We start from the raw sequence: 22,340 nt of genomic DNA on the forward strand, positions 1-22,340 counted from the left end.
AGGAGGATGCGTGTTGATGGTTCATTCGTTGTCGCGGTTGTTGTTGCCGTTGTTGGTTGTTGTCGGAGTGGCTCCTGCTGGTGCCCTGCCACTTCAGATTCAGCCCCACGATCCGTTGGATCACAGCTGTCCAGGTTGTGATCTGCGCCATGTGGATTTCCGGCAGGCCCACCTCATCGGTGCTGATTTTCGGGGCAGCGATTTGCGCGGCGCTGATCTCAGGGAGGCGAATCTTGAGGGTGCTGATTTGACGGGGGCTCTCCTCGAAGGGGCTGACCTGCGGGGAGCCAACCTCACCAATGCGGAGCTGTCTGGTGTGGATCTGCGCAATGCCGATCTGCGGGACGCCCAGGTGATCAATGCCTATGCGCCAAATGTTCAGACCTCCGGCATGCGCTATGCCGGCGCGTCACTGTTCGGAAGCGATCTGATCATCGGCGGTGGTGATGACTGACTCAAGGGCCATGGTCACGAACCGCCCCAAGGTGACAAAGCCACTATGAGGATCAGAAGGGTTGATCCGAGCGGGTCGTCTCCATCCAGTTGGTTGGGGTGTAAGGCACAAATGGCACTCCTGTGCCTTTGAAGTCGAAGTCGTTGAGCCGGAAGCGCACGCCACCAATGCCTTCGTAGGGATTGAAATAGATCCCGACGTCGTAACTGCGACGTTGCCAGCGCAGTTCGATGTTCGAGTTGACCGTTTTGCCGTAGTACTCCGAACCGGGATCGACGTTGTAGCTGACGCCTGTGCTCAGCACGACCGGACCAACAATCTGCTGGGTGAGCCCGATCCCAAGGGTGGCGAGATCGACGTTTCGGTCGAAGGCGAAGGGGCTGTTGCCGTTTTTTAGGGAGCCGCCACCAACGATGGAGATCTGAGTGAAATCGAGGAACGGCTTGCTGAAGGTGCCCAGGGTGATGGTGGGCCCTCCGCTGAGACTCACGGTCTCTTGGTGACGTCCATCCCCATAGACGGCCATCGAGGTGTTGATGTTGGTGTTCAGGCTCAGCCCTGGGACGATCGGCACGGGGGAATAGCGATAGGCCGCACTCGGAATCAGCTCAGCGGTCTTACCTCTCAACAGGGGAATCTGGCTGGTGATTGAGGCGAACAAGCTGCCACGCCCGCTGCGGAAGCGTCGGTCACTGTTGAAGCGATCGGCGTCGTAGTCGCCGATGGCACCTCGAATCAGATACCTGTGGTCAACCCCTCCGGTCGACCAGCTGCCCCGGGTCTGGGCATAGACGCCATAGGCCGCATGGATGTTGGTTTCACCGAGGGAGCCATTCCAGGTGCGATAGCGGTAGGCCCCGAACAGATTGGTTTTGAGCACACCCAAACTGCCCATGTCGATATCACGGCCGAAGCTTCCCCAGAAACGACTGCTGCTGAGGATGTCTTCAGGATTAAAGCTGCTCATGTCGGCGTCGGCGCGCAATCTGTAGTCCCCGTACTGACCACGAAGCTTGGCTTCCAGGCCAAACAGATCACCGGCGCTGTTGAAGTCGCCGTCCAGGGTGCGCTGGAGCATGAACTGCGGCTGAAGGGACAGCTCTGTGCTGTTGCCGATGGTCAGAGGCTTGAGGTTGCGTCCCACAAAAAGGCCACCGCGGTCTTTGTTGTCGATGCCAACAACCAGACGGTTCTCCACTTCCTCCTCCTTCTGGATGAGCTGTCGACGTGTCACAGGAATGGGCAGCCGCTCTTCGACGATGAGGCGGTTGCGACGCGCTGAGATCAGCACATCACCATTGCTTTGCTCCCGAGCGATCACATCCTCTGCATCAATCCTGGTTTGCGCCGGAGTGAAGGGATCGTTGCTGAATCCCATGCGGTCGGCTTGCCAGCCATCCGCTGTGATCAAGACCTTCGAGGCCTGAATTCTCCAGCGGCTGATCGTGCCATTCAGGAGTTGTGTGCTTCCAAGGCTCTTCAGTTGAGGAACTTTGACCACACCAAAGCGGTTTTCATCTCTGACTGAGGAATTCAGGCGTTGAACGGGGATGCCGCTGCGTCGTTCAATGCTGAAGCTGCCCTGGAAGTCGACGTCTGAGATGCGCTGGTCGATCTTGGCGATTGCCTCAGTTCGCATGGCCTGCTGCTGGGCAGGGGGGACCGCTTGCTGTTCGGATTCGCCATGACTTGAGAAATGGCGCTGGGGATCACCTCCGTCACCGAGAGCAATGGAATCGAGACGGTCGGAGAGGGAGGAAGGCTTGACGCGGCGGTCGCGATCCGGATCCGCGCACTCCGGCAAAGGAGGCATCATCGCGCTCTCCGGCTCGGGTGTGTCCCGTCCCCAGCGGTAACGCAGGCCGAGCAAGTAGGCATTGCTGCCCTCGGAGACCCCTCCATAGGATCCGAATGCACCGGAACGGTGGTGAATTCGACCGACGAGCGACAGGTCGGAGGACACAGCTGCTTCCACCTCGAAGCCGAGATAATTCAGCAGCTGGGTGTAGTTCTCGCGGAACGTTTTCTCATAGAGGCTGACATCCGTGTTGTAACTGATGCCTTCAACGAAGCTGAAACTCAGCCAAGGCTGCACCCAAATGCGAGCTCCGATGCCCAAGACCCCTTCACCGAAGCTCTGGGAGGGAAGATCGGCATAGGGCGTGCTCTGGTTGAACTCTCCCCCCTGCTGTTGCTTCGCGATGTGGCTGAACAGGTCAGCCTCAAGTTCAAGTGCCAGGGGGCCAGCGCGCATGATGCGCTTTTGCACGCCCACGCCCAGCACGGCTTCCGGTCGCATTCGACCGTTGAACATGAAGGTGTCGCCGAAGGCGGCATCAATCATCTGACCGCCCCAGGCTGTGACCGCCCAGGGTTGTGGATGCCAGTCGGGAACCGGGGGGAGGAGAGGAGGACAGGCCACCGGAGGCATGCCCTCGTTGCTTTCTAGGGTGTCGTCTCTGCTGGGAACCTCTGGCTCTGACTCAGGCGGTGCAGATGCCGGTGGAGATGTCGTTCGAGACGCTGTTAGCGGATTGTTTACCGAGTCCTCAAGGTCGATGACCCCGTAGACATCATTGAGTTGACCTTCGTTTTGGACGAGGTTGAAGCGGAAGCTCGATGCTTGGAAATATTGGTTGCCACGCCTGAAACGAACGGCACCACGGGCATAGAGCGTCCTGAAGCCAGCATCGAATTCGATGCGGTCGGCGCGAAGCTCAGCGTTCCTGAGCTGAATGCTGACGTTGCCTTCAGCGATCGTGGCGTTCGTCTTGCGATCGCTGTACTGGCGGTCAGCCTGAATCTTGAGGTGTGCAGGTGCGGCGACAACCTGCTCAGCCGATGAGGCCGAAACGGGCATTGCCGAGGCTGACCCCGTGACCAGGGTTCCAACCAGTAAGTAGAGAAGGCGGTGCGCCCCCACAGGAAACCTGCTGCGGCCATTGATCTTGGCAGCTCGTCAGAGAAATCCCGGTTCGATCAGACCAGTGTTTTGCGCGGTCCGATGGAAAGGGTCATTCAATCTTCCAGGTCTTTGCGGCTGGGGGTGCGGCTTGGATCGCTCGCAAGGAACCCAAAGACGAAAATCCCGAGGAAAAAGAAGACGACCGAGTAGACGGAGATCTTGAGGGCGAGCATGGAGACCGACCGGCGTCTGTGACAAGGGCATCATCTTATGGGGCATGGCAGCGTCAGCAGGGGAATGAACCCTGATCAGGTCGGTCGATCGGAGTGGATTGAAACGTTTCGCAGTCGCTCGCGTTGTGATCTGCGTGCGGGCTGGCGCCGTTCAGGCTCTACCCAGGCTGGTGTTTTTCTCGATGAAACCTGGGGATCGACGCATCGCCCGGATTGGGCCAAGCGTGGTCTGCTGATCTGGCCAAAGGGACGCCAATGGCTGCGTCTTGAGCAGCAACTGATCTGGCCTGATGGCTGGTGTGACAGGGACTCCTGCCGTGCACGGTTGGTGCTGAGCTGGTGGGCGGAGCGGATGCGGCTCTGGGTTGATGGCGTGCTGGTTCATGAGGGGGATCTGTTCGACACCGCCTGTCGCTGGCCTCTCCCTGAGCGATGTCGCCAAGGGATTGCGTTGCATCTTGTGCTGGAGCTCTGCAGCCCACTGCATGACGATGGAGCTCTGATCAGCAGCCATCTGGATCTGGAGCCGCAACCCGGTTGCTCGGATCCGGATGGCACGCTTCTTCCTTCGGCCTTGGAACTGCACCTGGCGGCGGATGGTGATTTGCCGCTGCATTGGGCGGATTTGGATCCCGGTGGTGCTGAGGCGCAGGCCGCTGTCGCCATGCACCTTCACCAGGCGGACACCCCTCAAGGAGCGCTTCATTGGCTTGGTCATGCTCATCTGGATCTGGCCTGGCTTTGGCCGGTCGCCGACACCTGGCAGGCCGCTGAACGCACCTTCCGATCAGCCTTGGCTCTGATGCGTCGCTGGCCAGCGCTGCGCTTTGCCCATTCCACGCCGGCGCTTTACGCCTGGATGGAACAGCATCGCCCCGCTCTTTTTGCTGAGATCCAGGCGGCCAGCCGCGCCGGGCGCTGGGAACCGATCAATGGTCCCTGGGTCGAGACGGACTGTGTTCTGATCAGCACGGCGTCACTGTGGAATCAGTTCGCGCTTGGGCAGGACGACAGCCGGCGCCGCTTTCCGGAATGGGCCCATGAGTTGGCCTGGTTGCCGGACAGCTTTGGCTTCGCTGCAGGGTTGCCTGCGGTGGCGGCAGCCACCGGAGTGCGCTGGTTCTGCACGCACAAGCTGGCCTGGAATTCCGACAACTCCTTCCCCCATCGTGTGTTCCGTTGGCGCGGGCGGGGCGGATCCGAACTTCGCAGCCTGATGCTGCCGCCGATCGGGCGTCGCGCTGACCCCGTGGAGATGTTGCGGGAGCAACGGGCATGGCATCAGACCACAGGGCTGGAGACGGCGCTCTGGATCCCGGGCGTCGGTGATCACGGTGGCGGTCCGACCGACGAGTTGCTGGAGCAGATCGAGCTCTGGGAGGGGCAAGCGGCAGCATTGCCCGCCAGAGCCGGCACGGTGCGTGAGTTTCTGAAGGAGCTGGAGTGTGGCGATCAGGCCTGGCCGGTGTGGCGTGATGAGCTGTTTTTGGAGTTGCATCGCGGTTGCGCCACCAGCCGGCCCGATCAGAAGCGTCACAACCGCACGCTGGAGAGGCTTTTGCGGGAAGCCGATTCAGCTTCTGCCCTGTTGGCCATCGCTGGTCGGGATGGCGGCAGCAGCGACTGGCGCCCGCTGTTGTTTCAGCAGTTTCACGACATTCTCCCGGGGACATCGATCCCGGAGGTGTTCGAGCAGGCTGAACCGGTCTGGCGCTCGGCTCGGCGCCAGGCCCGAATGGCACGGGACCGGAGCCTGGAAAGGCTGCCTCGTCCGAAGGGCGCCCCGGGAGAATGGAGTTGGTGGGGGCTGGAGCCCTTGGCGTGCTGGTCGCCTCTGGTCCGACTTCCAGTCGGATCGTGGTCTGTCGATGCCGTTCCACTGCCCCAGCAAGCCGCTGCCGTTGGTGGTAAATGGGTGCAGTTGCCGCGTCAGCACGGGTCCTGTTCCGTGCCTCTCCGGCGTGAACCAGGCTTGGCGTCCTCCGCTGTTGAACCCCGGCAGCCTGTGGTCATCACCTCGCTGGGGTCGGGAGCCTGGCGTTTGGGCAATGGTCTGTTGGACCTCGAGGTTTCCGCAGCCGGACTCCTTTCTTTGCGGGATCGTGATGGTCGCGAGCAGCTGTCGGCGCCGCTGCAGCTCGAGCGTTACAGGGACCGTGGCGAATTTTGGGATGCATGGGATCTGGCGGCTGACTACCGCTCCCAGCCGCTGGGTGTCGTTCCCATGGCTTCGTTGCAATGGCTCGATCAGGGGCCTCTGGTGGCCCATCTGGTGCTGAGGCGCAAGATCGGTGCCAGCCGGATGCGCCTGGACCTGCGGCTGAAGGCCGATACGCCGTGGCTGGAGCTGATCTGCAGCATCGATTGGCATCAGACCCACGAGCTGTTGCGCCTGGAGCTGCCTTTGGCGACCCCCGCCGTTCGCATCGGTGCTGACACCAGTGGGGGAGTGATCGAACGCCCCGCTGCGCCGATGACGCCACGGGAGCAGGCCCGATGGGAAGTCCCCGTGGTCTCTTGGTTCGCCTCACAGTCGGCGGCTCCGGGAGGTGGGATGGCTGTGTTGCTGGACGGTCCCCAGGGGGTTGATTGGTCCCCAGCGCGGCTGGGGATCTCGCTGCTGCGGGGGCCGACCTGGCCTGATCCCAGCGCTGATCAGGGATGGCATCGCCATCGTTTGGCACTCATGCCGTTGTCAGGATCCTGGAGCGACGCTGGTGTGCCGCAGGCTGCTATTGCGTTCCGCGAGCCGGGTTGGTGTGCACCATTGCCCGCTGAGTTGCGGCAGTGGTTCCCATCGTTGCCGCTTCAGCTCACGCCGGTGGCATTGCAGGGTCATGACGGGGGCTGCTTGTTGAAGCTCCTTAACGCGGGATCTTCACGCTGCAGATGGGTTCCTGGCCCGGGCTGGGGTGTTCGCAGGCAAAGCGACCAGAACGCAACAGACGCAGTGGTGATCGCCCCAGGAGAACTCGTCTCCCTCGTGCTGTGTCAGTCCTCGTGATCGTCAAACGGGTCGTCGAGTGCTTTCGAGGGAGGACCAAAGGCTTGGTACACGCCAAATCCGGTTAGCCCGAACAAAACGGCGAGCACACCGATGGCAACGGACAGGGCTGGGGACGACGTTTCCATCACATCTCTCGACAGGATCAACCCCGAACCGGAGTAGGCCCCTACAGTATCGGGACTTCAAACCACCCGAGACCCGGCGTCGCCATGGCTCAACGCACCCGTCTGGGAGACCTTCTCCGCCCACTGAACTCCGAATACGGCAAAGTGGTTCCCGGATGGGGCACCACTCCCGTGATGGGCATCTTCATGGTGCTTTTCCTGGTGTTCCTGTTGGTGATCCTCCAGCTGTACAACAAGTCCCTCATCCTCGAGGGCATCAACGTGAACTGGAACGGCCTCGGCTGATCTGATCCATGAACATCTTCGGTGTCGGTCTCCCCGAAATGGCGGTTATCGGCGCCGTAGCGCTTTTGGTCTTCGGGCCGAAACGTTTGCCGGAACTTGGGCGCACCCTTGGAAAAACCCTGAAGGGTTTCCAATCGGCGTCGAAGGAATTTGAACGCGAGATCAATAAAGCGATGGCTGATCCGGAGGTCTCCGAAGACGCTCCCAAGCCGGCAGAAGAACTTCCCCCCAGTGACTGAATCGCTGTAGCGGCATGACCACTGATCTCAAGCTGGTGGTAGGGCTGGGGAACCCGGGCACGAAATACGCGGGCACGCGCCACAACATCGGTTTTATGGCTCTAGAGCTCTTGTCTGAGCGATCCGGATTTAGTTTTCGGCAGCAAGCCAAGTTGCATGGTTTTGCTGCTGATACAGGTTGTGGTGACCAGCGATTGCGTCTGCTGATGCCGCAGACCTATATGAATGACAGCGGTCGGGCGATCCGCGCTGCTCTCGATTGGTTTGATCTGGAGCCCCACCAACTGCTGGTGCTTGTGGACGACATGGACCTTCCCCTCGGTCGTTTGCGGCTTCGTGCTCAGGGCAGCGCTGGTGGCCATAACGGATTGCGCAGCACCATTCAGCATCTCGGGACTCAGGTCTTCCCGAGACTTCGCATCGGCATCGGCGCACCGGCTGACAACCCTGCCGAGCGTCGAGCCCGAACGGTGTCACATGTGCTCGGACCCTTCAGCAAGCTGGAGCAACCCTGTGTGGTAGCTGTGCTGGACGCTGTTTTGGAGGGGATTGAACGTCTTCAGCGTCAGAACTTCGAGCGTGCTGGGACTTGGATTAACGGGTTTCGCTACGACCTGGAGGCCGGTGACTGATGCCGGCTCTTCCGGCGACAACCGCCCATTTGCGGGTGCTCCGCCAATGCTTTCAGGCGCAGTGTGTTGAGGGTGAGGTCTCGGCTGGGGGGTTCGAGTGGCAGTTCTCCTGGGCGTTTGACCGCGGTGAGCTGTTGGTGGAGCCGTCCTTGGGACGCGCCCTGATTGAAGATGCTTTGCGGCGGTTCCTGGTGCGCTCCGATTACAGACTTGAACCGGGAGGCGATTACACCTTCATGGTCAGGGCCAGGTTCTGAGCGAGAACGTGGGTGCAGGTTCCGGCCATCGAAGTTGGCACTGCAGGTGCTCCTCCAGCATCACAAGGGCGGCAACAGCATCCAGGTCCACCGGTGGAATGCGCAGCCCTGTCGGCAGCATTCGTCGCCATCCCCGCGCTGGCCACAGCATCCAGTAACGCTCTCGTGCACGCAGGGTTGTTCCCCGCTCTGGAATCACGGTGAGGCTGCCCAAGCGCTCCAGCCGCTTGATCCACGCTTGGCATCCGGTGCCATCGCCGATCAGGATGCCGTCCAGAAGTTGGTCTTGATTCCACAGCTCCAGCCAGGGCTCCACGGCTTCTGGAGCCAAAACATGCCCCTCGAGCACAAGGCCAAGGTGAAGATCGGCCAGTACAAGGCCACACTTGCAGCGGCCTGGGTCGAGCACGGCCACCCGTTTCATGGGGATGCTTCAACCGTAACGACGACAGGATCGGCGCTGGCGCTGCCCCCTGATGCAATCACCTTCAAGACCACACTTTGGCTGGGTCCCTCAATCAATGTCTCGGCGAGTTGGGACAGTGCTGCTCCATCGAACTGCAGTCCCTCGGTGAGGGATCCTCGCCGTTGCACCTCGGCATAGGCCGAGGCCAAGAGAAGGTTCAGCCGCGTGAGAATGCCCTCCGGTGTGCGTTCATTGGGTTGCAGTGTGGTGGTCGCCAGCACGTCACCGTTTTGGGCCACCGGGCGGTTCGGGCGCACCTCGGGGAAGGCATAGACCGCCGTTTCGCCGCGCAGCACATTGGTGGCGGAGCGCAGTGAGATCACCCAGGTATCTGGTTTACGGAGGATGGTCTGCAGGCGTTCCACGTCGCTGCGGGGAACGCGGATCAGCTGTCGTTTGGGTGCTTCACCGGGCCTGACCTTGCCGTACGCGTTGACATTGGCCTCTTGCAACAGCCTGTCGACAGCCTGTTTCGCTTGACCCGGAGCATCGAGGCGAACCGTCGCTCTCGCCAAGGTCTGCCCGCTGCTAATAACAACCGATCCACGTCGGAGGGCGACCAGATTGCGTTCAAGTTCCTTGAGTTCCTGTTCACCGGATCTGATCCGGTTTCGCACGCTGTTTAATTCGGCTTCCGTGCGCTGGATATCGGCATCGCGAGCAGCGATATCCCGGCTCAGCCGTTCGCGTTCTGCCTCGAGTTGGGCGCGTTCGTTCTGCAAGGGAGCCAGTTCGCGACGCAAGGTATCCGCCCGTTGCTGTGACTGCTTGAGCTCAGCGGCGATCCGGTTGGTTTCCGTTCGGGTTTCTTGCCGTTCCCGTTCGGCTGCATCGAGCTGCCGCCGGCTGTCCTGCAGCCTCGCCTGAAGGGCATCCAGTTCAAACAGGCCCACCCGAAGCTGGCGGCTCACCATCAGAAGCACGCCGAGCGACAGTGCGCTGATCAGGCTGCCGGTCAACACCGTGATCAGAACGGCAGTCCGACGCGGGCGCATCTTGAACAGACTCAGGCGGGCCTTGCCGACGCGACTGCCCAACCGGTCTCCCAGGGTCGACAGCACGCCCCCGAGCACCAGCAGAACCAGGATCAGTGCCCAGCCGCTCATGGCTGCACCTGTTGCTCAACCTGCTGCCTAACTGAATCGTTTGGCCAGAGCGATCGGATCCAGAACAGTGATTTTTTTGCGGTCAATCTGAACCAGACCGGATTGACGCAAGTCTCCCAGCAGACGCGTGATTGTGACGCGCGTTGAGCCAATCGCTTCGGCGATGGCCTGATGGGACAGGCGCAGGTCGATCGTGATTCCCAGCTCATCCGCTACGCCGAAATCCCTGCACAGCACAAGCAGGAAGCTCACCAGCCGCGATGACATGTCCCTGTGGGTCAGGGTTTCGATCATCGTTTCGGTCTGAAGAATCCGACTGGACAGACCCTGTAGCAAGCGCAGGCCAACGCTCGTGTCTGCCTCGATCGCCGCCTTTACGGATGTCGCCGGCGCTGTCACCATCTCCACTCTGGTGAAGGCCACGGCGTGATAGAAGCGATCGGATCGTTGACCGGTCAGCAACGACAGCACGCCAAACAGGCTGTTCTCGCGCAGCAGCGCCACCGTGATCTCTTCCCCTGACTCATAAACGCGGGAGAGGCGGACGGCTCCGCGGCGAATCAGGTAAACCCGTTCGGCGGGATCCCCCGGGAAAAAGATGGTCTTGTTGCGGTCTACCAATTCACTACTGGCGCCGTCGAGATCCCGAATGATCTCCAGCAGAGAGCGGTTGGCGGGTTCTGCACTGGGAGCTGGAGCCACCATCTGGGGGGTGTATCGGCTGAAACCTCGGCTACTTGTCATAACAACCCCCTGGTGAGGCGAAGCTACGGAGCAAGCCGTTGCCGCCGTGTAGCGGTTATTACCTAACGCTGGTGTGCTCGTTGATGGCTTGGCGTTGCGCTTGCATTAATGATGTCAATCCAGGCTCAGCCAGATCCAGTAATTCATTGAGCTGGCTGCGGCTGAAGGGCGCTCCCTCCGCAGTCCCCTGGATCTCCAGCAGGCGACCATCTCCAGCCTGCACAACATTGAGATCGACCTCAGCTCTGCTGTCTTCGCTGTAATCCAGATCCAGTAACGCCTTGCCATCCACCAGGCCGACGGACACGGCGGCGACCTGGTCGACCAGCGGCGATTGTTCCAGGAGTCCCTGATCCACGAGTGAGAGGCAGGCCTGCTCAAGGGCGAGCCAAGCCCCGGTGATGGAGGCCGTCCGGGTGCCGGCGTCGGCCTGGATCACATCGCAGTCGATCAGCAGCGTGCGCTCCCCCAGGCGCTTCATATCGATCACGGCCCGCAGGCTTCGGCCGATCAACCGTTGAATCTCCTGTGTGCGGCCCGACAGTTTCATCAGCTCCCGAGATTGCCGCTGTGGCGTGGATCCCGGCAGTAGCCGGTATTCGGCGCTGAGCCATCCCAACCCTTCCCCTTTGCGCCAGCGGGGAACGTTCTCCTCGAGGCAGACGCTGCAGAGAACAGCGGTTCTGCCTGTGTGAACCACAAGGGAGCTCAAGGCAAAACCCATGGGATTCCAGGTCACCGAGAACGGTCGCAACTGCTGGGGACTGCGGCCATCAGTGCGGCTTTCAAGCGGTTGGCTCATCGGTGGTGTGCAGTTCTTCAAGCCTCGCAGGCGGGTGGTTCTTGCCCTTTCCAGACACCATGGGTGGTGTCAATCCCCTTGTGGAATGTCAACTCGCCGCTACATTCAAGGTCTTGCCGGGGTTGCCCGGACGGATGTTGCAGTGATGACCACAAGCCTTGCCGACCCCCAAGCGTTCCAGGACTCCCTGGATCGGGATCAGCAGGCTTTGCAGCGGGCTGGCCTCAGACCTCTTCCACCTGTCTCCGATCCTCCACCGCTCGTCCTGGTGGCTCCCGAAGGCCAGCTGCAGGTGCACACCGCGCCCTACCGCGGCAGCTTTGCCAGTGTTCTTAGTCAAGCGATGCGGGCCGCCGGTCTGGGCAGTCGGGTGCTGATCAGTCAGTTCCTCAAAGGGGGCGTGCAGCAGGGGCCTGCAGGACGCGTTCAACTCTGCGGTGGCCTGGTTTGGCTACGGCCCGAGGTACCCCTTTGCCTCTCCTCGCCGGGCCACCCTGGAGGTGCGGAGGCGGTGGCCGCGGTTTGGTCCATCTGCCGTCAGCATCTGATCCAGGGCGATCTCGATCAGCTGGTGTTGGATGAAATCGGGCTTGCTGTGGCCTTTGGATACCTGGATGAGGCGGACGTGATTGAAGCCCTCGAGCAGCGGCCCGCTTCGATGGATGTGATCATCACTGGACCTGCGATCCCCGCCGGTGTGGTGGAGATGGCAGACCAAGTCACGGAGTTGCGCCGAGGTTTCTGATGCTCAAGTGCGATCGCTGGATCACTGAACAGGCCGGGCAGGGAATGATCGAGCCATTCCAGAACGGCCTTGTCCGTCATCTGGATCCGGAGCAAAAGCTGCGTCCCGTGCTTAGTTTTGGTTGCTCCTCCTATGGCTACGACCTGCGCCTGTCCCCCCAGGAATTTCTGATCTTCCGGCACGTGCCCGGCACGGTGATGAATCCCAAGCGGTTCAATCCGGCCAATCTTGAGCCCACCCCTCTTCATGAAGATGAGGACGGCCGCTATTTCATTCTTCCGGCTCACTCCTATGGGCTTGGTGTAGCGCTGGAAAAGATGCGGGTTCCCCCCAACATCACGGTGATCTGCTTGGGCAAGAGCACCTATGCCCGCCTGGGAATCATTGTGAACACCACCCCGGCGGAAGCCGGCTGGGAGGGTCACCTCACCCTTGAATTCAGCAACAGCTCGGGTGCTGACTGCCGGATCTATGCCGATGAAGGGATCTGTCAGCTGCTGTTTTTTGAAGGCGATCCCTGCTCAACGACCTACAGCGATCGGCAAGGCAAGTACCAGCATCAGCCTGAACGGGTCACGCTGGCCAAGGTCTAGAGCGTTCGGGTTTAAGGGGCCAGTCGCGCCCTGTGAAGTCTGCTTTTTTCATACCAGGCCGCAAATTCAGGAGCCCACTCCACCATGTGGGGCCACATCAGATCGCAGAGCTGGCGGATCTCCAGCTGAGCATCGAGCTTGGCGCGCAGATCCATGAAGTGGAGAAAAGCGCGCAAGCTGAAGCTCACCACGAAGTGCTGCCGGTAGTCGAAAGGAAGGATGCCGCGGGCGTGCTCCTCGGAGAAGCCGGCCTTCAGAAGATCCCTGTAGCGCTCGGCGGCGCTTCGGCATAGATCGAGATCTTGGTCGCGCAGCTCTTCTGTGTAGCTGTATTTCTTGCCCTGCCGATCGCTGTAGTCGCCAACAGGACGGAGATAGAACACCTCTTCGAGGTCAAGGGCACCATCCGCTGCGCGGCAAATCCGTTCGCCGGTGTAGCGCATCGATTGCACATCGAAGCTCACACCGACCCGATGGGTGCGGGCCTGCTGCATTACCGAGTGAGGGAACCAGCCCACGTTCAGCACGATCTGTGCGTGCTCCATGGGGCCGTAGTGACCGCGCTCTCCGGAAAGGAGACGTTTGACGCAGATCTCTCCTGCTCGTTGTTCATCCGGCCAACTGGCACGGTCTCCGGCCACGAACCCCTCGCTGTAGTCCTGATGCATCGCGGCGTAAATGCATTGCTGCGGGTTCGGCGTGGCTGCGATCAGATCGACCCGAAAGCGGTCCATGAGGGCGTCACAAGACGAGTTGTGGTGATCATGGCGAGGCGTGTCAACCATGGCTGCGTGGTCCGGCCGTCGGCTTGCTCGTTGTTCCAGCCAGTGCGCTTTCCTCGGAGGAGGGTGGTTGCAGACGACTGATGCTGCCGATGCCAGGCAAGGAAGGCAACGGCTGATTCTCAAGCAGGGCAGTACCCAAAAGTTCCAGTTCTTCCAAGTTGCGCAGGCCAAGGGAGCGTCCCCTTGGCTCCCCTTCGGCGTTGAACAGATTCAATTGAGGGATGCCGTTCACGTCGTAGCGATCAACAAGATCTTGCCAACGGGGGTTGTCGACGTTCACCAGAACGACATCGAGTCGATCTCGCGTGCTCCGCTCAAGTTCCAACATCGAGGGCGCCATTTCTCTGCAGACCTGACACCAGTCGGCATAGAACTCGATCAGGGTTGGACGTCCGTTGTTCAACGCTATTTGCGGGTCGAGTGTTCGTCGCGCCAGCTGTTCCATCGGGCTCTCGCTCTGAATACCGCCCCGCAGCATCACTAGACCGAGGGCCAGAGCAACCGCGACCAGCACCAGCACCCATCGCTGTGCTGTTCCCAGGGGGGAAGACTCTGGGGTGCCAGGCATCGCGTCTCAATCGCAGTAATCACTCTGGCAGTCCCTGCAGAAGCCCGCGGCTAACTTGCTTCCATGCCAATTCTGCGACTGCTGAGCCTTCCGGTTCGGGCGCCGTTGCTGACGGTGCTGTTCCTGGTTGCCGTTGTGCTCGGCAACCATTGGCAGGTTGTTCAGCCCACGTTCACCTCTCTCCATGGGGTGAGTTCGGCTTGGTTCTGGTGCCTTGTGCTGCTGCAGGCCCAGGTGGTTGTCGTGTTCTGCACGATGCCGGATCTGCTGTTGCGGCAGGTCTCGATGCTCATGGCGTCCAGCCGAGTGATGACGTTGGTGGTGACGCTGCTGGTGGTGATCACCGGTGGCCTCTACCTGCTGAAGCTCAATGTGCTGACCGACGTGTTGATTCTGGCTTCAGCCCTGCTGTTGGCGCGGCTCGATCTCATCCGCATTGGTGTTTCGCCCGCTGCCGGGATCTGTCTGGTCCTGATGAGTGTTGTTGTGATCGCAGGTATTGCCGCTGGCACGCTCCTACCTCACCCCACGGCCAGCCTCTTTGCAGAAGGGTTGCGCATCACCTGAGTAGCCGAGCAGGTTGTCGAGCACTTTTTTGGTGTAGAAGCGTGTTTCCGGGTAGGGAATGCGTTCCACCCAGAGCGCGGCATCTTCTGCATCCCTGGGTTGCGGCCACGCCGCCACGGTGCCCGGTCCGGCGTTGTAGCTCGCAATGCTGCGGAAGGGATCGCTCTCCCATTGCTTCAGCAATTGGTTGAGGTACCGCGCCCCATAAGTGATGTTGTCGGCGGGATCCTGCAGCATCAGTGTGCTGGTTGGCTTACCAGCCATCTCCGTAGCTGTCGATGGCAGCAGTTGCATTAGGCCTACGGCTCCTGCGGGGGAGACGACCCCAGGTGCAAAGCGTGACTCCTGTTTGGCGATCGCTCGCAGCAGATTGGGTTGAAGCTCTTCCCTCTGAGCCGCTGCTTCCATCTCAGCCTGAAAGAGTCGGGGGAACTGGCTGCGATGGAGAAGGATCCGTTGCAGGCAGTTGGGATCACGCCAGCGGAGGCTGAGCCACCACAGCTGATCCAGTCCCATCCAGGTGTCTCCGACAGCCAGGCGCAGCCTGCCCTCAGCGAGACGTTCCTCAGATGGGAGCGTGATTGCCGGATCACGCTGTGCCTGCCAGATCTCCCAGGCTGCATGCACCTGTCCCAGCCGCCAAAGCCTGTTCACCAGAGCGTTTTGACTGTTGAGGGGCTGCCAGGTCTGTGGATTCTGCTGCGCATGTGGTTTGCGCAGATCTAAGGGTTCGGAGATCCCAAGGCGATCCATGGCGCGCCATCGGTAGTAGCCCGCTGGAAAGGATTTGATCAGGTTGCGCCAGATCCGCTCCGCCTGTGCTGTTTCCCCGGTTTCCTGGTGGCTGAGCCCCAGCCAGAACAGCCTGCGTGCCTCCAACGGTGGTGGCAGAGGCCCATGGTCGCTATCGCGTTCCAGCAGGTTGCGAGCGCGAAGCCAATTCCCGCTGAGAAAGGCATCGCGGGCCAGGTCCCATTGGAGTTGCCAGATGTCGGGATCGTCGGGCCATTGGTTCAGGGCGGCTTCCGCCCCATCACCGTCGGCCAGTCTCACCCGGGCCGCTGCGACGGCGGCCGAGCGCTTCTCAACGGCAGCCGGCAGGGCATTCAGGACCCCAGGGTCGGGGTAAAGCGGTTCGCTCAAGATCCGCGCTGCTTCGAGGCTGGCGGGGTGGTTCGGGTTGTTTTGCGTCAGCGTCAGCAGCTGGTCTGTTCCTCCGTCAGGGTCACCATGCAGCAGCAGGGATCTCCCGATGGCCAGTTGGGTTTCCGGGGCGGCATCGACGTCCTGGAGACAGGCCAGTGCCGTTTCAGCATGGCCTCGTTTTGCCAGTGCTTTCGCCAATAATTGACGCTGGTCGGGCTGCGGTGCCTGTGCCCCCGTGGCTTGGCAGGCGTCTCTCATCTGCTTCAGGGCGCCAGGCCAGCGCACATTCCATCGGGCCAGATGCAGGGCCCCTTGATGGAGCGGCAGCGGTTCGGATCCACCTCCCGCTGCCAAGGTCAGTGCTGCCGGGTGGGCGGGTTGCTTCTGCAGCAGCTGTTGGTGAAGAACGGGGTTGTCCTTGCCGAGGGCCAAGCGGGCCCAGGCGGAGCCGGGCGCGTCAGGAAAGCGATCCAGCAGGTGCTGCCAGGTTTGTTCGGCCACCGCTGTCTTGCCCTGGGCCGCGGCCTTAAGTGCTGCCCGTTCGAGAACGACACCAGCGAGTGGATCGCGTCCCCAGCCTTGACTGTTGAGGAGTTCATTCGATCCATCCCTGGCCACCATCAGCAAGGCGGCTTCCCGTCGCAGCTGCGGATCGATGGACCAGCGGTAGTGCTCCCAGAGCTGCGCTTGTGAAAGCTCGGGCGTCAGGGGCTGATGCTGCCTGTTGAGCAGTTGCTGCCCACCCCATGCAGCAAAACCGCTGAAACCGGCAACGGTGAGGAGCAGCAGCGTTCCGATTCGCGGCCCTGCCTGCACACCCAATCCGGAGCTGAGGTCATTCTGATGCTCTTGGGAGGAATGGCGACTGTTTCATCACCTGAGGGCAAAGCAGCACCTGTCACGTTCCTGGGAACCAGCATCAGAAGCGCTTCGTAAGGTGCTGTCCACGATTGAGACCCATGGTTCAAAAGGCGTGTTCTCCGATCGGCCCGGCTCTCGGTGACGATGCGCCAGGTTTTGGAACCGATGGGATCCGTGGGCTGGCTGGCACCGTTCTCACGCCGGCCTTATGTCTTCAGGTCGGCTACTGGGTGGGCCGGGTTCTGCAGGCGGAAGGCCCAGTTCTGATCGGGATGGATTCCCGGACCAGCGGCAGCATGGTGGTGTCTGCCCTGACGGCTGGTTTGACAGCGGCTGGGCGCGATGTGTGGACCCTGGGTCTGTGTCCGACACCGGCGGTTCCCTTGCTGATTCGGCAGCTCGGTGCCGCCGGCGGACTCATGGTCTCAGCGAGTCATAACCCCCCTGCTGACAACGGCATCAAAGTCTTCGGAGCCGATGGCGCCAAGCTCAGCGGCCCACGTCAGGCCCAGGTGGAGGCAGGTCTGAAGGGGGATCTGTCCTCGGTAGAGGAGGGGCAGTTCCGCTGTGGTGTTGCGCGTTCGAGCGCCGATCTGCTGGATGGCTATCGGGAGGTGTTGCTGCAATCCGTGGCTGAACGCCGTCTCGATGGCGTTCCGATCGTGCTGGACCTCTGCTGGGGCTCCGCGACAGCCTGTGGCGCGGATGCCTTCCGTGCCTTGGGGGCTGATCTCACCGTGCTCCACGGTGAACCCGATGGCGCCCGCATCAATGTGGCCTGTGGATCCACCCATCTGGAACCTCTGCAGCGGGCTGTGATCGAGCGCGGTGCGGCGATGGGATTTGCGTTTGACGGTGACGCAGACCGGATGCTGGCGGTGGATGGCCGTGGTCGCATCCTTGATGGAGACCACGTGCTCTTCCTTTGGGGATCCGTGCTGCAGGACCAGCAGGCGCTTCCCGATCAGCGGTTGGTGGCCACCGTGATGTCGAATCTCGGTTTCGAGCGGGCCTGGCAGCAACGCGGCGGCACGCTGGACCGCACGCCGGTAGGAGATCAGCATGTGCATGCAGCGATGGTGGCCAGTGGCGCTGCCCTCGGCGGCGAGCAATCCGGCCACATCCTTTCGGCTTCCCACGGACTCTGTGGGGATGGTGTCCTGACCGCCGTGCAGCTGGCCACGCTGTGCCATTCCCAGGGCATCACCCTCAGCGATTGGTTGGACCGCAGTTTTCAGGCCTACCCGCAGAAATTGGTCAATGTGCGGGTGATGGACCGTGCGCGACGCAAGAACTGGAGCGATTGCACCGCCCTCACCGACGCCATTGCATCGGCTGAGCAGTCGATGGGCGATGCCGGTCGCATTTTGGTGCGAGCCAGCGGCACGGAACCTGTGCTTCGTGTGATGGTGGAAGCCGAGCAGTCAGCGGCTGTTGAGCACTGGACGGGGCATCTGGCTGCTGTTGCCGAAGACCATCTCAACGTGGCCTGACGGTTATTTCCTGCGCCATCAGCAGAGCTCCATCACAGGCATCGCCCCTGGCTTTCCCCCAGCGTGCCTCCGGAATCGATTGATGCATGTCCTGTTGCACGGCCGTGCGAAACCCTGTGAGATGGGTGATCGCTCCCCCCTGGCAGACCACCAAGGGTGAGCGCAGCGAAAGACGCTGGGCCACGGTGCTGATGCAGCTGGAGAGAGTGGCTGCTGATCGCTGCACAATCTGTTCCGCTCCAGAGCATCCTCGGTCTGCTGCGTCCACCACCAGAGGAGCCAGAGCTGCGAAGTTCTCTGTGCCGAAGTCGGCCTGCACCACTCGGGCTTTCACCGCTGCATGGCTGTCGCAGCCCATCTGATTCCAGATCTGTTCCCGCAGTGGATGGTCGGGGAGACGTCCATCGGCCATCCGCAGGGTCAATTGCAATCCCTGATGGCCAAGATCAAAGGCTGAGCCGGCTCCATCGAGGAGCCATCCCCAGCCACCACAGCGATGTTCACGGCCATCGTCGCTGCGTCCAAGGATGATCATCCCCGTGCCGCTGATCACAATGATTCCGGCACCGTGAGGGATCGCACCTCGCAGCGCTGTGCGTTCGTCCCCAGTGACCAGCACCTTGTCCAGTCCTGTGTCATCACCGAACTCCAGCGCTCTGTGAAGCAGCCGTTCGGCGCGCTGTTGCAACGCTGTGCCGTGTTCGATGCCGCTGGCTCCGACAACGGCCGCCTGGATCACTCCATCGGGGTGATCCTTCAGTGCATGCCGGGCGCTGGTTCGGATCGCCTCGAGAAAACGTTCCTCACCCCGGGGGGCATCCAGATGACTGACTCCAGGCCCCTCGCCCACACCAACAGGTTGAAGCAAGCCATGCCCAACGAGGCTGAGGCGGCACCGTGTGTGGGTTTGCCCGGCATCGAATCCAGCAAGCAGCATCATGATCCGCTTCGTTGACTCACCAGGGTGGCCAGGGAAAACCAGCCGATGAGCTGAACTTCGGGGCGGAAGAAGATTGTGTCTGTGCTGCCCTGCATCAGCAGGCCAGCGATGGCGGCAAGGCTGGCAATGGCAGCCAACGCGTTTGGCCCATCAGTGTTCAGCGGCTGCAGACCCTGTCGCAGGCTGCTGGCCAGCAATCCCAGGCAGGCCAGCAGCCCGGGTATGCCTGTTTCCACCAGGATTTCCAGCGGAACGGAGTAGGCACTGAGGGCGTTGAACTTCGGCTGCTGATACAGGGGATAGATGCTGTTGAACGCTGCATTGCCAGGACCGATGCCCAGCCAGGGACGGTCTTGCACCATTTGGATGGCCGCCATCCAGACGTTGATGCGGAAATTGTTGGAACTATCCCCTCGGCCTGCCAGCAGGCTGGTGATGCGCGTGCGGATCGGATCGATCTGGGTTGCCGCCACCACCAGGCAAGCGGCTCCAACCAGCAGCACGGCGAGGGGCACCAGACGTCTCAAGACCAAGGGCCAGTGGCGTGTCCAGCGCATTAGCAGCAACAGCAGCAGCACGGCGCCGGCAGCCACCATCCCCAGCCATCCCCCGCGGCTGTAGGTGAACAGCGTTGCTGTTCCCGCAAGCACCAGCGTGGTGCCGGCAAACAACTGGGCTCCAAGGCCACGCCAGCGCACCAAAGCAATTGCTGCGAAGGGAATCAGCGGCAGCAGATAACCCGCCAGGAGATTGGGGTTCCCAAGGGGGCCATAAATCCGAATGGTGCCGGCGCTGATGGAATTCGGATCCGCCCAGCCGGCCAGTTCCTCGCTGGAGGCATAGAGCTGACGTAAGGCGAGAACACTGCTGAGTAGGCCGCCACTCAGCAGGCCGGCGACCAGCCGGTCCCACCATCGCTCGTTGCTCAGCAGCAGTTTGCAAAGCAAGGCATAGACACCCAGGTAGCTGAGCAGCTTGATCAGGCCCTTGCTGGCGGCGATCGGAACGGGTGAATACCCCGTCGCTACAACTGCAATGGCAAGAAAAAGCATCAGCCACAGCGAGATGGCACCGATGCGCCGTGGTGGGCTGCAGAGGCACCAGAGCAGCCACAGGGCTCCGCAGGCTGCAATCACCAGGGCCAGGCCTGTGCGTGTGAACAGGGGAAGACCTGTCACTAAAACCAACAGCAGCAGCCCAGCCAGCCCTTCCAGGCGTTTCAGCACCGCCGGATCAGGAGCTATCAGCCCCTGCCAGCGCGCCAATAGTGGACCACCGCTCGCCGCCTGGGTTGCATCCGCAGAGGCCATCGTTGGGCTCAGGTGGTGAGTGCTTCCGCAGGATTATCGATCTCCTGCCAACGCTGTTCCAGATCTGACACGGAAGGAAGTGGACTCTGATTCCTGCGGTACAGCACCCGGTAGACAGGGAGACGTTGTTCGAGCACGTAGCGCTCCCGTTCGGTGGGAACCGAAAGCGGGTTGCTCGCCCGCCAGGGACTTTGATCCTCCGCCGGGCGGTCAAAACAGGCGCTGAGTTCGGTGAGGGCCACCATCGGCTCAATCACGTCGAGAACATCGCTCTGCAGAAACAGCTCACGGCCGGGCTGGAGGGCCGTTGCGATGGCGAGGAGTAGCGCTGGTTGCAGGACGCGGCGCTTGCGGTGCCGCCGTTTGAACCAGGGATCGGGAAACTGGATTGACACCCGTTGCAGGCGGTCCTGCTCCAGGGCCTTCATCCAGCCTTCCAGGCTGATGTTGGCGTTGCAGAACAGGATTCGAACATTGCCGTGCTCCGAAGCCAGTGCGTCTTGATCGGCTGAGGTCACCAGGGGCCGGCGGATTTCAACGCCGAGATGGTTCCAGTGGGCATCCCGCTCGGCCAGGCCCAGCAGGCAACGCCCACGGGCGCAGCCGATATCAAGGTGGATCGGCTGATCAGGAACCCGGAACAGCTCCTCGGGTGGTGGTAGTTCCAGCGGTAGCTGGAAGAAACTGCTTAGAGGATTGACGTGCTGACGCAAGGTTCCGAGGCGGTGCGATCCGGTTCAACCGAGACTGTCAGAGCCACTGTCGGCGCCACTGTCAGAGGAGCTGACGGAGTCCTGACGCAGCAAGCCCCAGCAGGCGGTGTAGCCATGCAGATGGGTCGTACCGCCGACGGGCCCGATTTCTCCGTTGCAGAACGCTCCCGCCACGGGCAGGTCTGGCATCAGTTGGCGCGCCAGGCTGATGTCGCCATCGGCACGACCGAAAAGCCCTTGGCCTCGTCCCAAGCAGGCCATCAGCAGGCCGAAGTGGACTGTGTCGCTTTGATCAGCCGTCGCTGCCTTCAGCAACCCAAGGGCCTCGTCCTGGGAGGCGGCAGCCTCCCGGAGATGAAATTGCACGTTCTGGCCGGCACGCACTCGCTCTGCAACGGCCACGGCGCCATTGTTGGGATCCACACCGATCAGGTTGCGGATCAGGAAGGCGCTCGCTTCTGAGGCTGCTCCATTGGCATTCAGCCGCAGACTGCTGCGTTCGACGCCGAGGAACAGCGAGTGACGCACCAGCTCGCGCTCCCGTTCGTTGAGGTCGGCCAGGACCCGTTGCAGGCAATTGATGGGGCTGGCTTTGGTGCAGCCATCACTGAGTTCCAGCAGCACATTGCGCTGCACCTGTTCGATCGAGAACACAGGGCCAATGGGACGACAGCCCTGAGCCACCACCGTTTCAAGTCGCCAGTTTCCCCCGATGGAACAGACCACCGCGCCGGTCACAATGCGGTCATCCAGCAGCAGCGATCCGTGCGGGCTGTTGTGGGGCGCTGCGATGCCGCCAATCTTGTCGGCAGACGGGTAGGCATAGTCCAGGCCGCTGATCAGATCATTGATGCCACTGCTGGTGGGGTCGATCAGGAGGATCTGGCTGCGAGAACCCTCGGGGCTGATGCCAACCCAGTCCTGCCATTGCAGGGCTGCTCCGTCTAGATCAGGCAGCTCTTCAGTGCTGAGGTGACGGGTTGCGATCGACGCCCCTGGCAGGGAGAGCATCGTCACGCTCAAGGCCGGTGTCTGCTCCAGTTCCGATGCACTGCCGTCGCCGCGGGTGCCCACCACGCCTCCCCCTGTGCATCCGATCCAATGTTTGGCATTGATTTGCGCCCGCAGCATTGGCAGTAGCCGCGGCAGGTCGGTGGCGTAACCCGTTGAGGTGAAGACAAGTGCGAGGTCGGCTTCAGTCCTGGGTCGACCCAGTTGCTCGACCACGTCCCGCACCGCTTCGTCCAGAGACGCTTTGGCGGAAAGTCCTGTCCGGCAACTGACTTCAGTGCCCCCGGATCGGAACCAGCTGAACGGTGCGAACGGTGCCATGAAGCGGACCCTATCAACCCTGGAGCTCAGCT

Annotated in this window: 24 protein-coding genes; 10 read left to right on the plus strand and 14 right to left on the minus strand. The window is 61.6% G+C overall.

The window, feature by feature from the left end; genetic code table 11:
* The first annotated feature begins 16 nt into the window (after positions 1 to 16).
* Positions 17 to 454, plus strand: a complete 438-nt coding sequence (locus SynPROSU1_RS01615; RefSeq protein WP_186571258.1) for a pentapeptide repeat-containing protein — start codon at positions 17 to 19, stop codon at positions 452 to 454.
* Positions 455 to 506: 52 nt separating this feature from the next.
* Here the strand turns inward: SynPROSU1_RS01615 and SynPROSU1_RS01620 are convergent, their stop codons facing one another.
* Complete coding sequence (locus tag SynPROSU1_RS01620; RefSeq protein WP_186571259.1) at positions 507 to 3,314, minus strand: DUF3769 domain-containing protein; 2,808 nt, start codon at positions 3,312 to 3,314, stop codon at positions 507 to 509.
* A gap of 158 nt (positions 3,315 to 3,472) precedes the next feature.
* Positions 3,473 to 3,592: a photosystem II reaction center protein I gene (locus tag SynPROSU1_RS01625; protein ID WP_006042333.1), complete on the minus strand. Its 120-nt coding sequence runs from the start codon at positions 3,590 to 3,592 to the stop codon at positions 3,473 to 3,475.
* A 64-nt stretch (positions 3,593 to 3,656) separates the two neighbouring features.
* Here SynPROSU1_RS01625 and SynPROSU1_RS01630 point away from each other — a divergent pair, with 64 nt between their 5' ends.
* Positions 3,657 to 6,596: a glycoside hydrolase family 38 C-terminal domain-containing protein gene (locus SynPROSU1_RS01630; protein WP_255444737.1), complete on the plus strand. Its 2,940-nt coding sequence runs from the start codon at positions 3,657 to 3,659 to the stop codon at positions 6,594 to 6,596.
* Here the strand turns inward: SynPROSU1_RS01630 and psbN are convergent.
* On the minus strand, positions 6,584 to 6,724 hold the full coding sequence (psbN, locus tag SynPROSU1_RS01635) for a photosystem II reaction center protein PsbN (RefSeq protein WP_011363291.1): 141 nt from the start codon (positions 6,722 to 6,724) through the stop codon (positions 6,584 to 6,586). The genes SynPROSU1_RS01630 and psbN overlap by 13 nt on opposite strands.
* 84 nt (positions 6,725 to 6,808) lie before the next feature.
* Between psbN and psbH the strand changes: the two genes are divergently transcribed.
* From psbH to SynPROSU1_RS01655, 4 genes are read left to right on the plus strand one after another with little or no spacing between them, the layout of a single operon-like run.
* Positions 6,809 to 7,009, plus strand: a complete 201-nt coding sequence (psbH, locus tag SynPROSU1_RS01640; RefSeq protein WP_006849996.1) for a photosystem II reaction center phosphoprotein PsbH — start codon at positions 6,809 to 6,811, stop codon at positions 7,007 to 7,009.
* Between the two features lie 8 nt (positions 7,010 to 7,017).
* Entirely contained in the window at positions 7,018 to 7,248 is a 231-nt protein-coding gene (locus tag SynPROSU1_RS01645) for a TatA/E family twin arginine-targeting protein translocase (protein WP_186571261.1), read from the plus strand.
* 14 nt (positions 7,249 to 7,262) lie between these two features.
* Complete coding sequence (gene pth / locus SynPROSU1_RS01650) at positions 7,263 to 7,880, plus strand: aminoacyl-tRNA hydrolase (RefSeq protein WP_186571262.1); 618 nt, start codon at positions 7,263 to 7,265, stop codon at positions 7,878 to 7,880.
* Positions 7,880 to 8,137, plus strand: a complete 258-nt coding sequence (locus tag SynPROSU1_RS01655) for a DUF3146 family protein (RefSeq protein WP_186571263.1) — start codon at positions 7,880 to 7,882, stop codon at positions 8,135 to 8,137. Before pth ends, SynPROSU1_RS01655 begins: the two co-directional genes overlap by 1 nt.
* Here the strand turns inward: SynPROSU1_RS01655 and SynPROSU1_RS01660 are convergent.
* From SynPROSU1_RS01660 to rph, 4 genes are read right to left on the minus strand one after another with little or no spacing between them, the layout of a single operon-like run.
* Positions 8,121 to 8,561 carry a resolvase gene (locus tag SynPROSU1_RS01660; RefSeq protein WP_186571264.1) on the minus strand — a complete coding sequence of 147 codons (441 nt, stop codon included), beginning with the start codon at positions 8,559 to 8,561 and terminating at the stop codon, positions 8,121 to 8,123. The two genes, SynPROSU1_RS01655 and SynPROSU1_RS01660, sit on opposite strands and share 17 nt — an antisense overlap.
* A complete protein-coding gene (locus SynPROSU1_RS01665; RefSeq protein ID WP_186571265.1) occupies positions 8,558 to 9,709 on the minus strand; it encodes a DUF3084 domain-containing protein in 1,152 nt (383 codons plus the stop codon). The genes SynPROSU1_RS01660 and SynPROSU1_RS01665 overlap by 4 nt, the downstream gene beginning before the upstream one ends.
* Before the next feature lie 27 nt (positions 9,710 to 9,736).
* Positions 9,737 to 10,453 (minus strand): global nitrogen regulator NtcA, encoded by a 717-nt coding sequence (gene ntcA, locus SynPROSU1_RS01670; protein WP_186509701.1) that lies wholly within the window; start codon positions 10,451 to 10,453, stop codon positions 9,737 to 9,739.
* Between the two features lie 58 nt (positions 10,454 to 10,511).
* Positions 10,512 to 11,255 (minus strand): ribonuclease PH, encoded by a 744-nt coding sequence (rph, locus tag SynPROSU1_RS01675; protein ID WP_186571266.1) that lies wholly within the window; start codon positions 11,253 to 11,255, stop codon positions 10,512 to 10,514.
* 145 nt (positions 11,256 to 11,400) lie between these two features.
* On the opposite strand from rph, the gene SynPROSU1_RS01680 reads away from it, so the two are divergent.
* Complete coding sequence (locus SynPROSU1_RS01680; protein ID WP_186571267.1) at positions 11,401 to 12,000, plus strand: cob(I)yrinic acid a,c-diamide adenosyltransferase; 600 nt, start codon at positions 11,401 to 11,403, stop codon at positions 11,998 to 12,000.
* Positions 12,000 to 12,593, plus strand: a complete 594-nt coding sequence (gene dcd / locus SynPROSU1_RS01685) for a dCTP deaminase (RefSeq protein WP_186571268.1) — start codon at positions 12,000 to 12,002, stop codon at positions 12,591 to 12,593. The genes SynPROSU1_RS01680 and dcd overlap by 1 nt, the downstream gene beginning before the upstream one ends.
* Positions 12,594 to 12,604: 11 nt before the next feature.
* Here the strand turns inward: dcd and thyX are convergent, their stop codons facing one another.
* Both thyX and SynPROSU1_RS01695 read right to left on the minus strand, forming a co-directional pair.
* Positions 12,605 to 13,327 (minus strand): FAD-dependent thymidylate synthase, encoded by a 723-nt coding sequence (gene thyX, locus SynPROSU1_RS01690; protein WP_186571269.1) that lies wholly within the window; start codon positions 13,325 to 13,327, stop codon positions 12,605 to 12,607.
* 43 nt (positions 13,328 to 13,370) lie between these two features.
* Positions 13,371 to 13,946 carry a thioredoxin domain-containing protein gene (locus SynPROSU1_RS01695; RefSeq protein ID WP_186571270.1) on the minus strand — a complete coding sequence of 192 codons (576 nt, stop codon included), beginning with the start codon at positions 13,944 to 13,946 and terminating at the stop codon, positions 13,371 to 13,373.
* Positions 13,947 to 14,009: 63 nt separating this feature from the next.
* Between SynPROSU1_RS01695 and SynPROSU1_RS01700 the strand changes: the two genes are divergently transcribed.
* Entirely contained in the window at positions 14,010 to 14,513 is a 504-nt protein-coding gene (locus SynPROSU1_RS01700; RefSeq protein WP_186571271.1) for a hypothetical protein, read from the plus strand.
* Here the strand turns inward: SynPROSU1_RS01700 and SynPROSU1_RS01705 are convergent.
* Complete coding sequence (locus SynPROSU1_RS01705) at positions 14,463 to 16,475, minus strand: lytic transglycosylase domain-containing protein (RefSeq protein WP_186571272.1); 2,013 nt, start codon at positions 16,473 to 16,475, stop codon at positions 14,463 to 14,465. The genes SynPROSU1_RS01700 and SynPROSU1_RS01705 overlap by 51 nt on opposite strands.
* Positions 16,476 to 16,618: 143 nt before the next feature.
* Between SynPROSU1_RS01705 and glmM the strand changes: the two genes are divergently transcribed.
* Positions 16,619 to 18,013, plus strand: a complete 1,395-nt coding sequence (glmM, locus tag SynPROSU1_RS01710; RefSeq protein WP_186571273.1) for a phosphoglucosamine mutase — start codon at positions 16,619 to 16,621, stop codon at positions 18,011 to 18,013.
* Here glmM and SynPROSU1_RS01715 read toward each other — a convergent pair.
* Genes SynPROSU1_RS01715 through SynPROSU1_RS01730 form a run of 4 tightly spaced genes read right to left on the minus strand, consistent with a single transcriptional unit; the run spans position 18,000 to position 22,308 of the window.
* Entirely contained in the window at positions 18,000 to 18,953 is a 954-nt protein-coding gene (locus tag SynPROSU1_RS01715; RefSeq protein WP_186571274.1) for a BadF/BadG/BcrA/BcrD ATPase family protein, read from the minus strand. The two genes, glmM and SynPROSU1_RS01715, sit on opposite strands and share 14 nt — an antisense overlap.
* Positions 18,950 to 20,263, minus strand: a complete 1,314-nt coding sequence (locus SynPROSU1_RS01720) for an IctB family putative bicarbonate transporter (protein WP_186571275.1) — start codon at positions 20,261 to 20,263, stop codon at positions 18,950 to 18,952. The genes SynPROSU1_RS01715 and SynPROSU1_RS01720 overlap by 4 nt, the downstream gene beginning before the upstream one ends.
* An 8-nt stretch (positions 20,264 to 20,271) precedes the next feature.
* Positions 20,272 to 20,976 (minus strand): tRNA (guanosine(46)-N7)-methyltransferase TrmB, encoded by a 705-nt coding sequence (gene trmB, locus SynPROSU1_RS01725; protein ID WP_186571276.1) that lies wholly within the window; start codon positions 20,974 to 20,976, stop codon positions 20,272 to 20,274.
* Positions 20,977 to 21,000: 24 nt separating this feature from the next.
* Positions 21,001 to 22,308: an FIST N-terminal domain-containing protein gene (locus tag SynPROSU1_RS01730; RefSeq protein ID WP_186571277.1), complete on the minus strand. Its 1,308-nt coding sequence runs from the start codon at positions 22,306 to 22,308 to the stop codon at positions 21,001 to 21,003.
* Between the last annotated feature and the right edge of the window lie 32 nt (positions 22,309 to 22,340).

The sequence above is a fragment of the Synechococcus sp. PROS-U-1 genome (genome assembly GCF_014279755.1).
GTDB lineage: Bacteria > Cyanobacteriota > Cyanobacteriia > PCC-6307 > Cyanobiaceae > Parasynechococcus.

Coding starts and splice junctions, on each gene's coding strand:
- SynPROSU1_RS01665 (WP_186571265.1), bottom strand. CDS start 9,709: ATGAGCGGCTGGGCACTGATCCTGGTTCTGCTGGTGCTCGGGGGCGTG.
- SynPROSU1_RS01695 (WP_186571270.1), bottom strand. CDS start 13,946: ATGCCTGGCACCCCAGAGTCTTCCCCCCTGGGAACAGCACAGCGATGG.
- SynPROSU1_RS01720 (WP_186571275.1), bottom strand. CDS start 20,263: ATGGCCTCTGCGGATGCAACCCAGGCGGCGAGCGGTGGTCCACTATTG.
- SynPROSU1_RS01700 (WP_186571271.1), top strand. CDS start 14,010: ATGCCAATTCTGCGACTGCTGAGCCTTCCGGTTCGGGCGCCGTTGCTG.
- SynPROSU1_RS01730 (WP_186571277.1), bottom strand. CDS start 22,308: ATGGCACCGTTCGCACCGTTCAGCTGGTTCCGATCCGGGGGCACTGAA.
- ntcA (WP_186509701.1), bottom strand. CDS start 10,453: ATGACAAGTAGCCGAGGTTTCAGCCGATACACCCCCCAGATGGTGGCT.
- SynPROSU1_RS01645 (WP_186571261.1), top strand. CDS start 7,018: ATGAACATCTTCGGTGTCGGTCTCCCCGAAATGGCGGTTATCGGCGCC.
- glmM (WP_186571273.1), top strand. CDS start 16,619: ATGGTTCAAAAGGCGTGTTCTCCGATCGGCCCGGCTCTCGGTGACGAT.
- SynPROSU1_RS01630 (WP_255444737.1), top strand. CDS start 3,657: ATGAACCCTGATCAGGTCGGTCGATCGGAGTGGATTGAAACGTTTCGC.
- SynPROSU1_RS01715 (WP_186571274.1), bottom strand. CDS start 18,953: ATGATGCTGCTTGCTGGATTCGATGCCGGGCAAACCCACACACGGTGC.
- SynPROSU1_RS01620 (WP_186571259.1), bottom strand. CDS start 3,314: ATGCCCGTTTCGGCCTCATCGGCTGAGCAGGTTGTCGCCGCACCTGCA.
- SynPROSU1_RS01660 (WP_186571264.1), bottom strand. CDS start 8,561: ATGAAACGGGTGGCCGTGCTCGACCCAGGCCGCTGCAAGTGTGGCCTT.
- psbH (WP_006849996.1), top strand. CDS start 6,809: ATGGCTCAACGCACCCGTCTGGGAGACCTTCTCCGCCCACTGAACTCC.
- SynPROSU1_RS01625 (WP_006042333.1), bottom strand. CDS start 3,592: ATGCTCGCCCTCAAGATCTCCGTCTACTCGGTCGTCTTCTTTTTCCTC.
- SynPROSU1_RS01655 (WP_186571263.1), top strand. CDS start 7,880: ATGCCGGCTCTTCCGGCGACAACCGCCCATTTGCGGGTGCTCCGCCAA.
- psbN (WP_011363291.1), bottom strand. CDS start 6,724: ATGGAAACGTCGTCCCCAGCCCTGTCCGTTGCCATCGGTGTGCTCGCC.
- rph (WP_186571266.1), bottom strand. CDS start 11,255: ATGAGCCAACCGCTTGAAAGCCGCACTGATGGCCGCAGTCCCCAGCAG.
- dcd (WP_186571268.1), top strand. CDS start 12,000: ATGCTCAAGTGCGATCGCTGGATCACTGAACAGGCCGGGCAGGGAATG.
- pth (WP_186571262.1), top strand. CDS start 7,263: ATGACCACTGATCTCAAGCTGGTGGTAGGGCTGGGGAACCCGGGCACG.
- SynPROSU1_RS01615 (WP_186571258.1), top strand. CDS start 17: ATGGTTCATTCGTTGTCGCGGTTGTTGTTGCCGTTGTTGGTTGTTGTC.
- thyX (WP_186571269.1), bottom strand. CDS start 13,327: ATGGACCGCTTTCGGGTCGATCTGATCGCAGCCACGCCGAACCCGCAG.
- SynPROSU1_RS01680 (WP_186571267.1), top strand. CDS start 11,401: ATGACCACAAGCCTTGCCGACCCCCAAGCGTTCCAGGACTCCCTGGAT.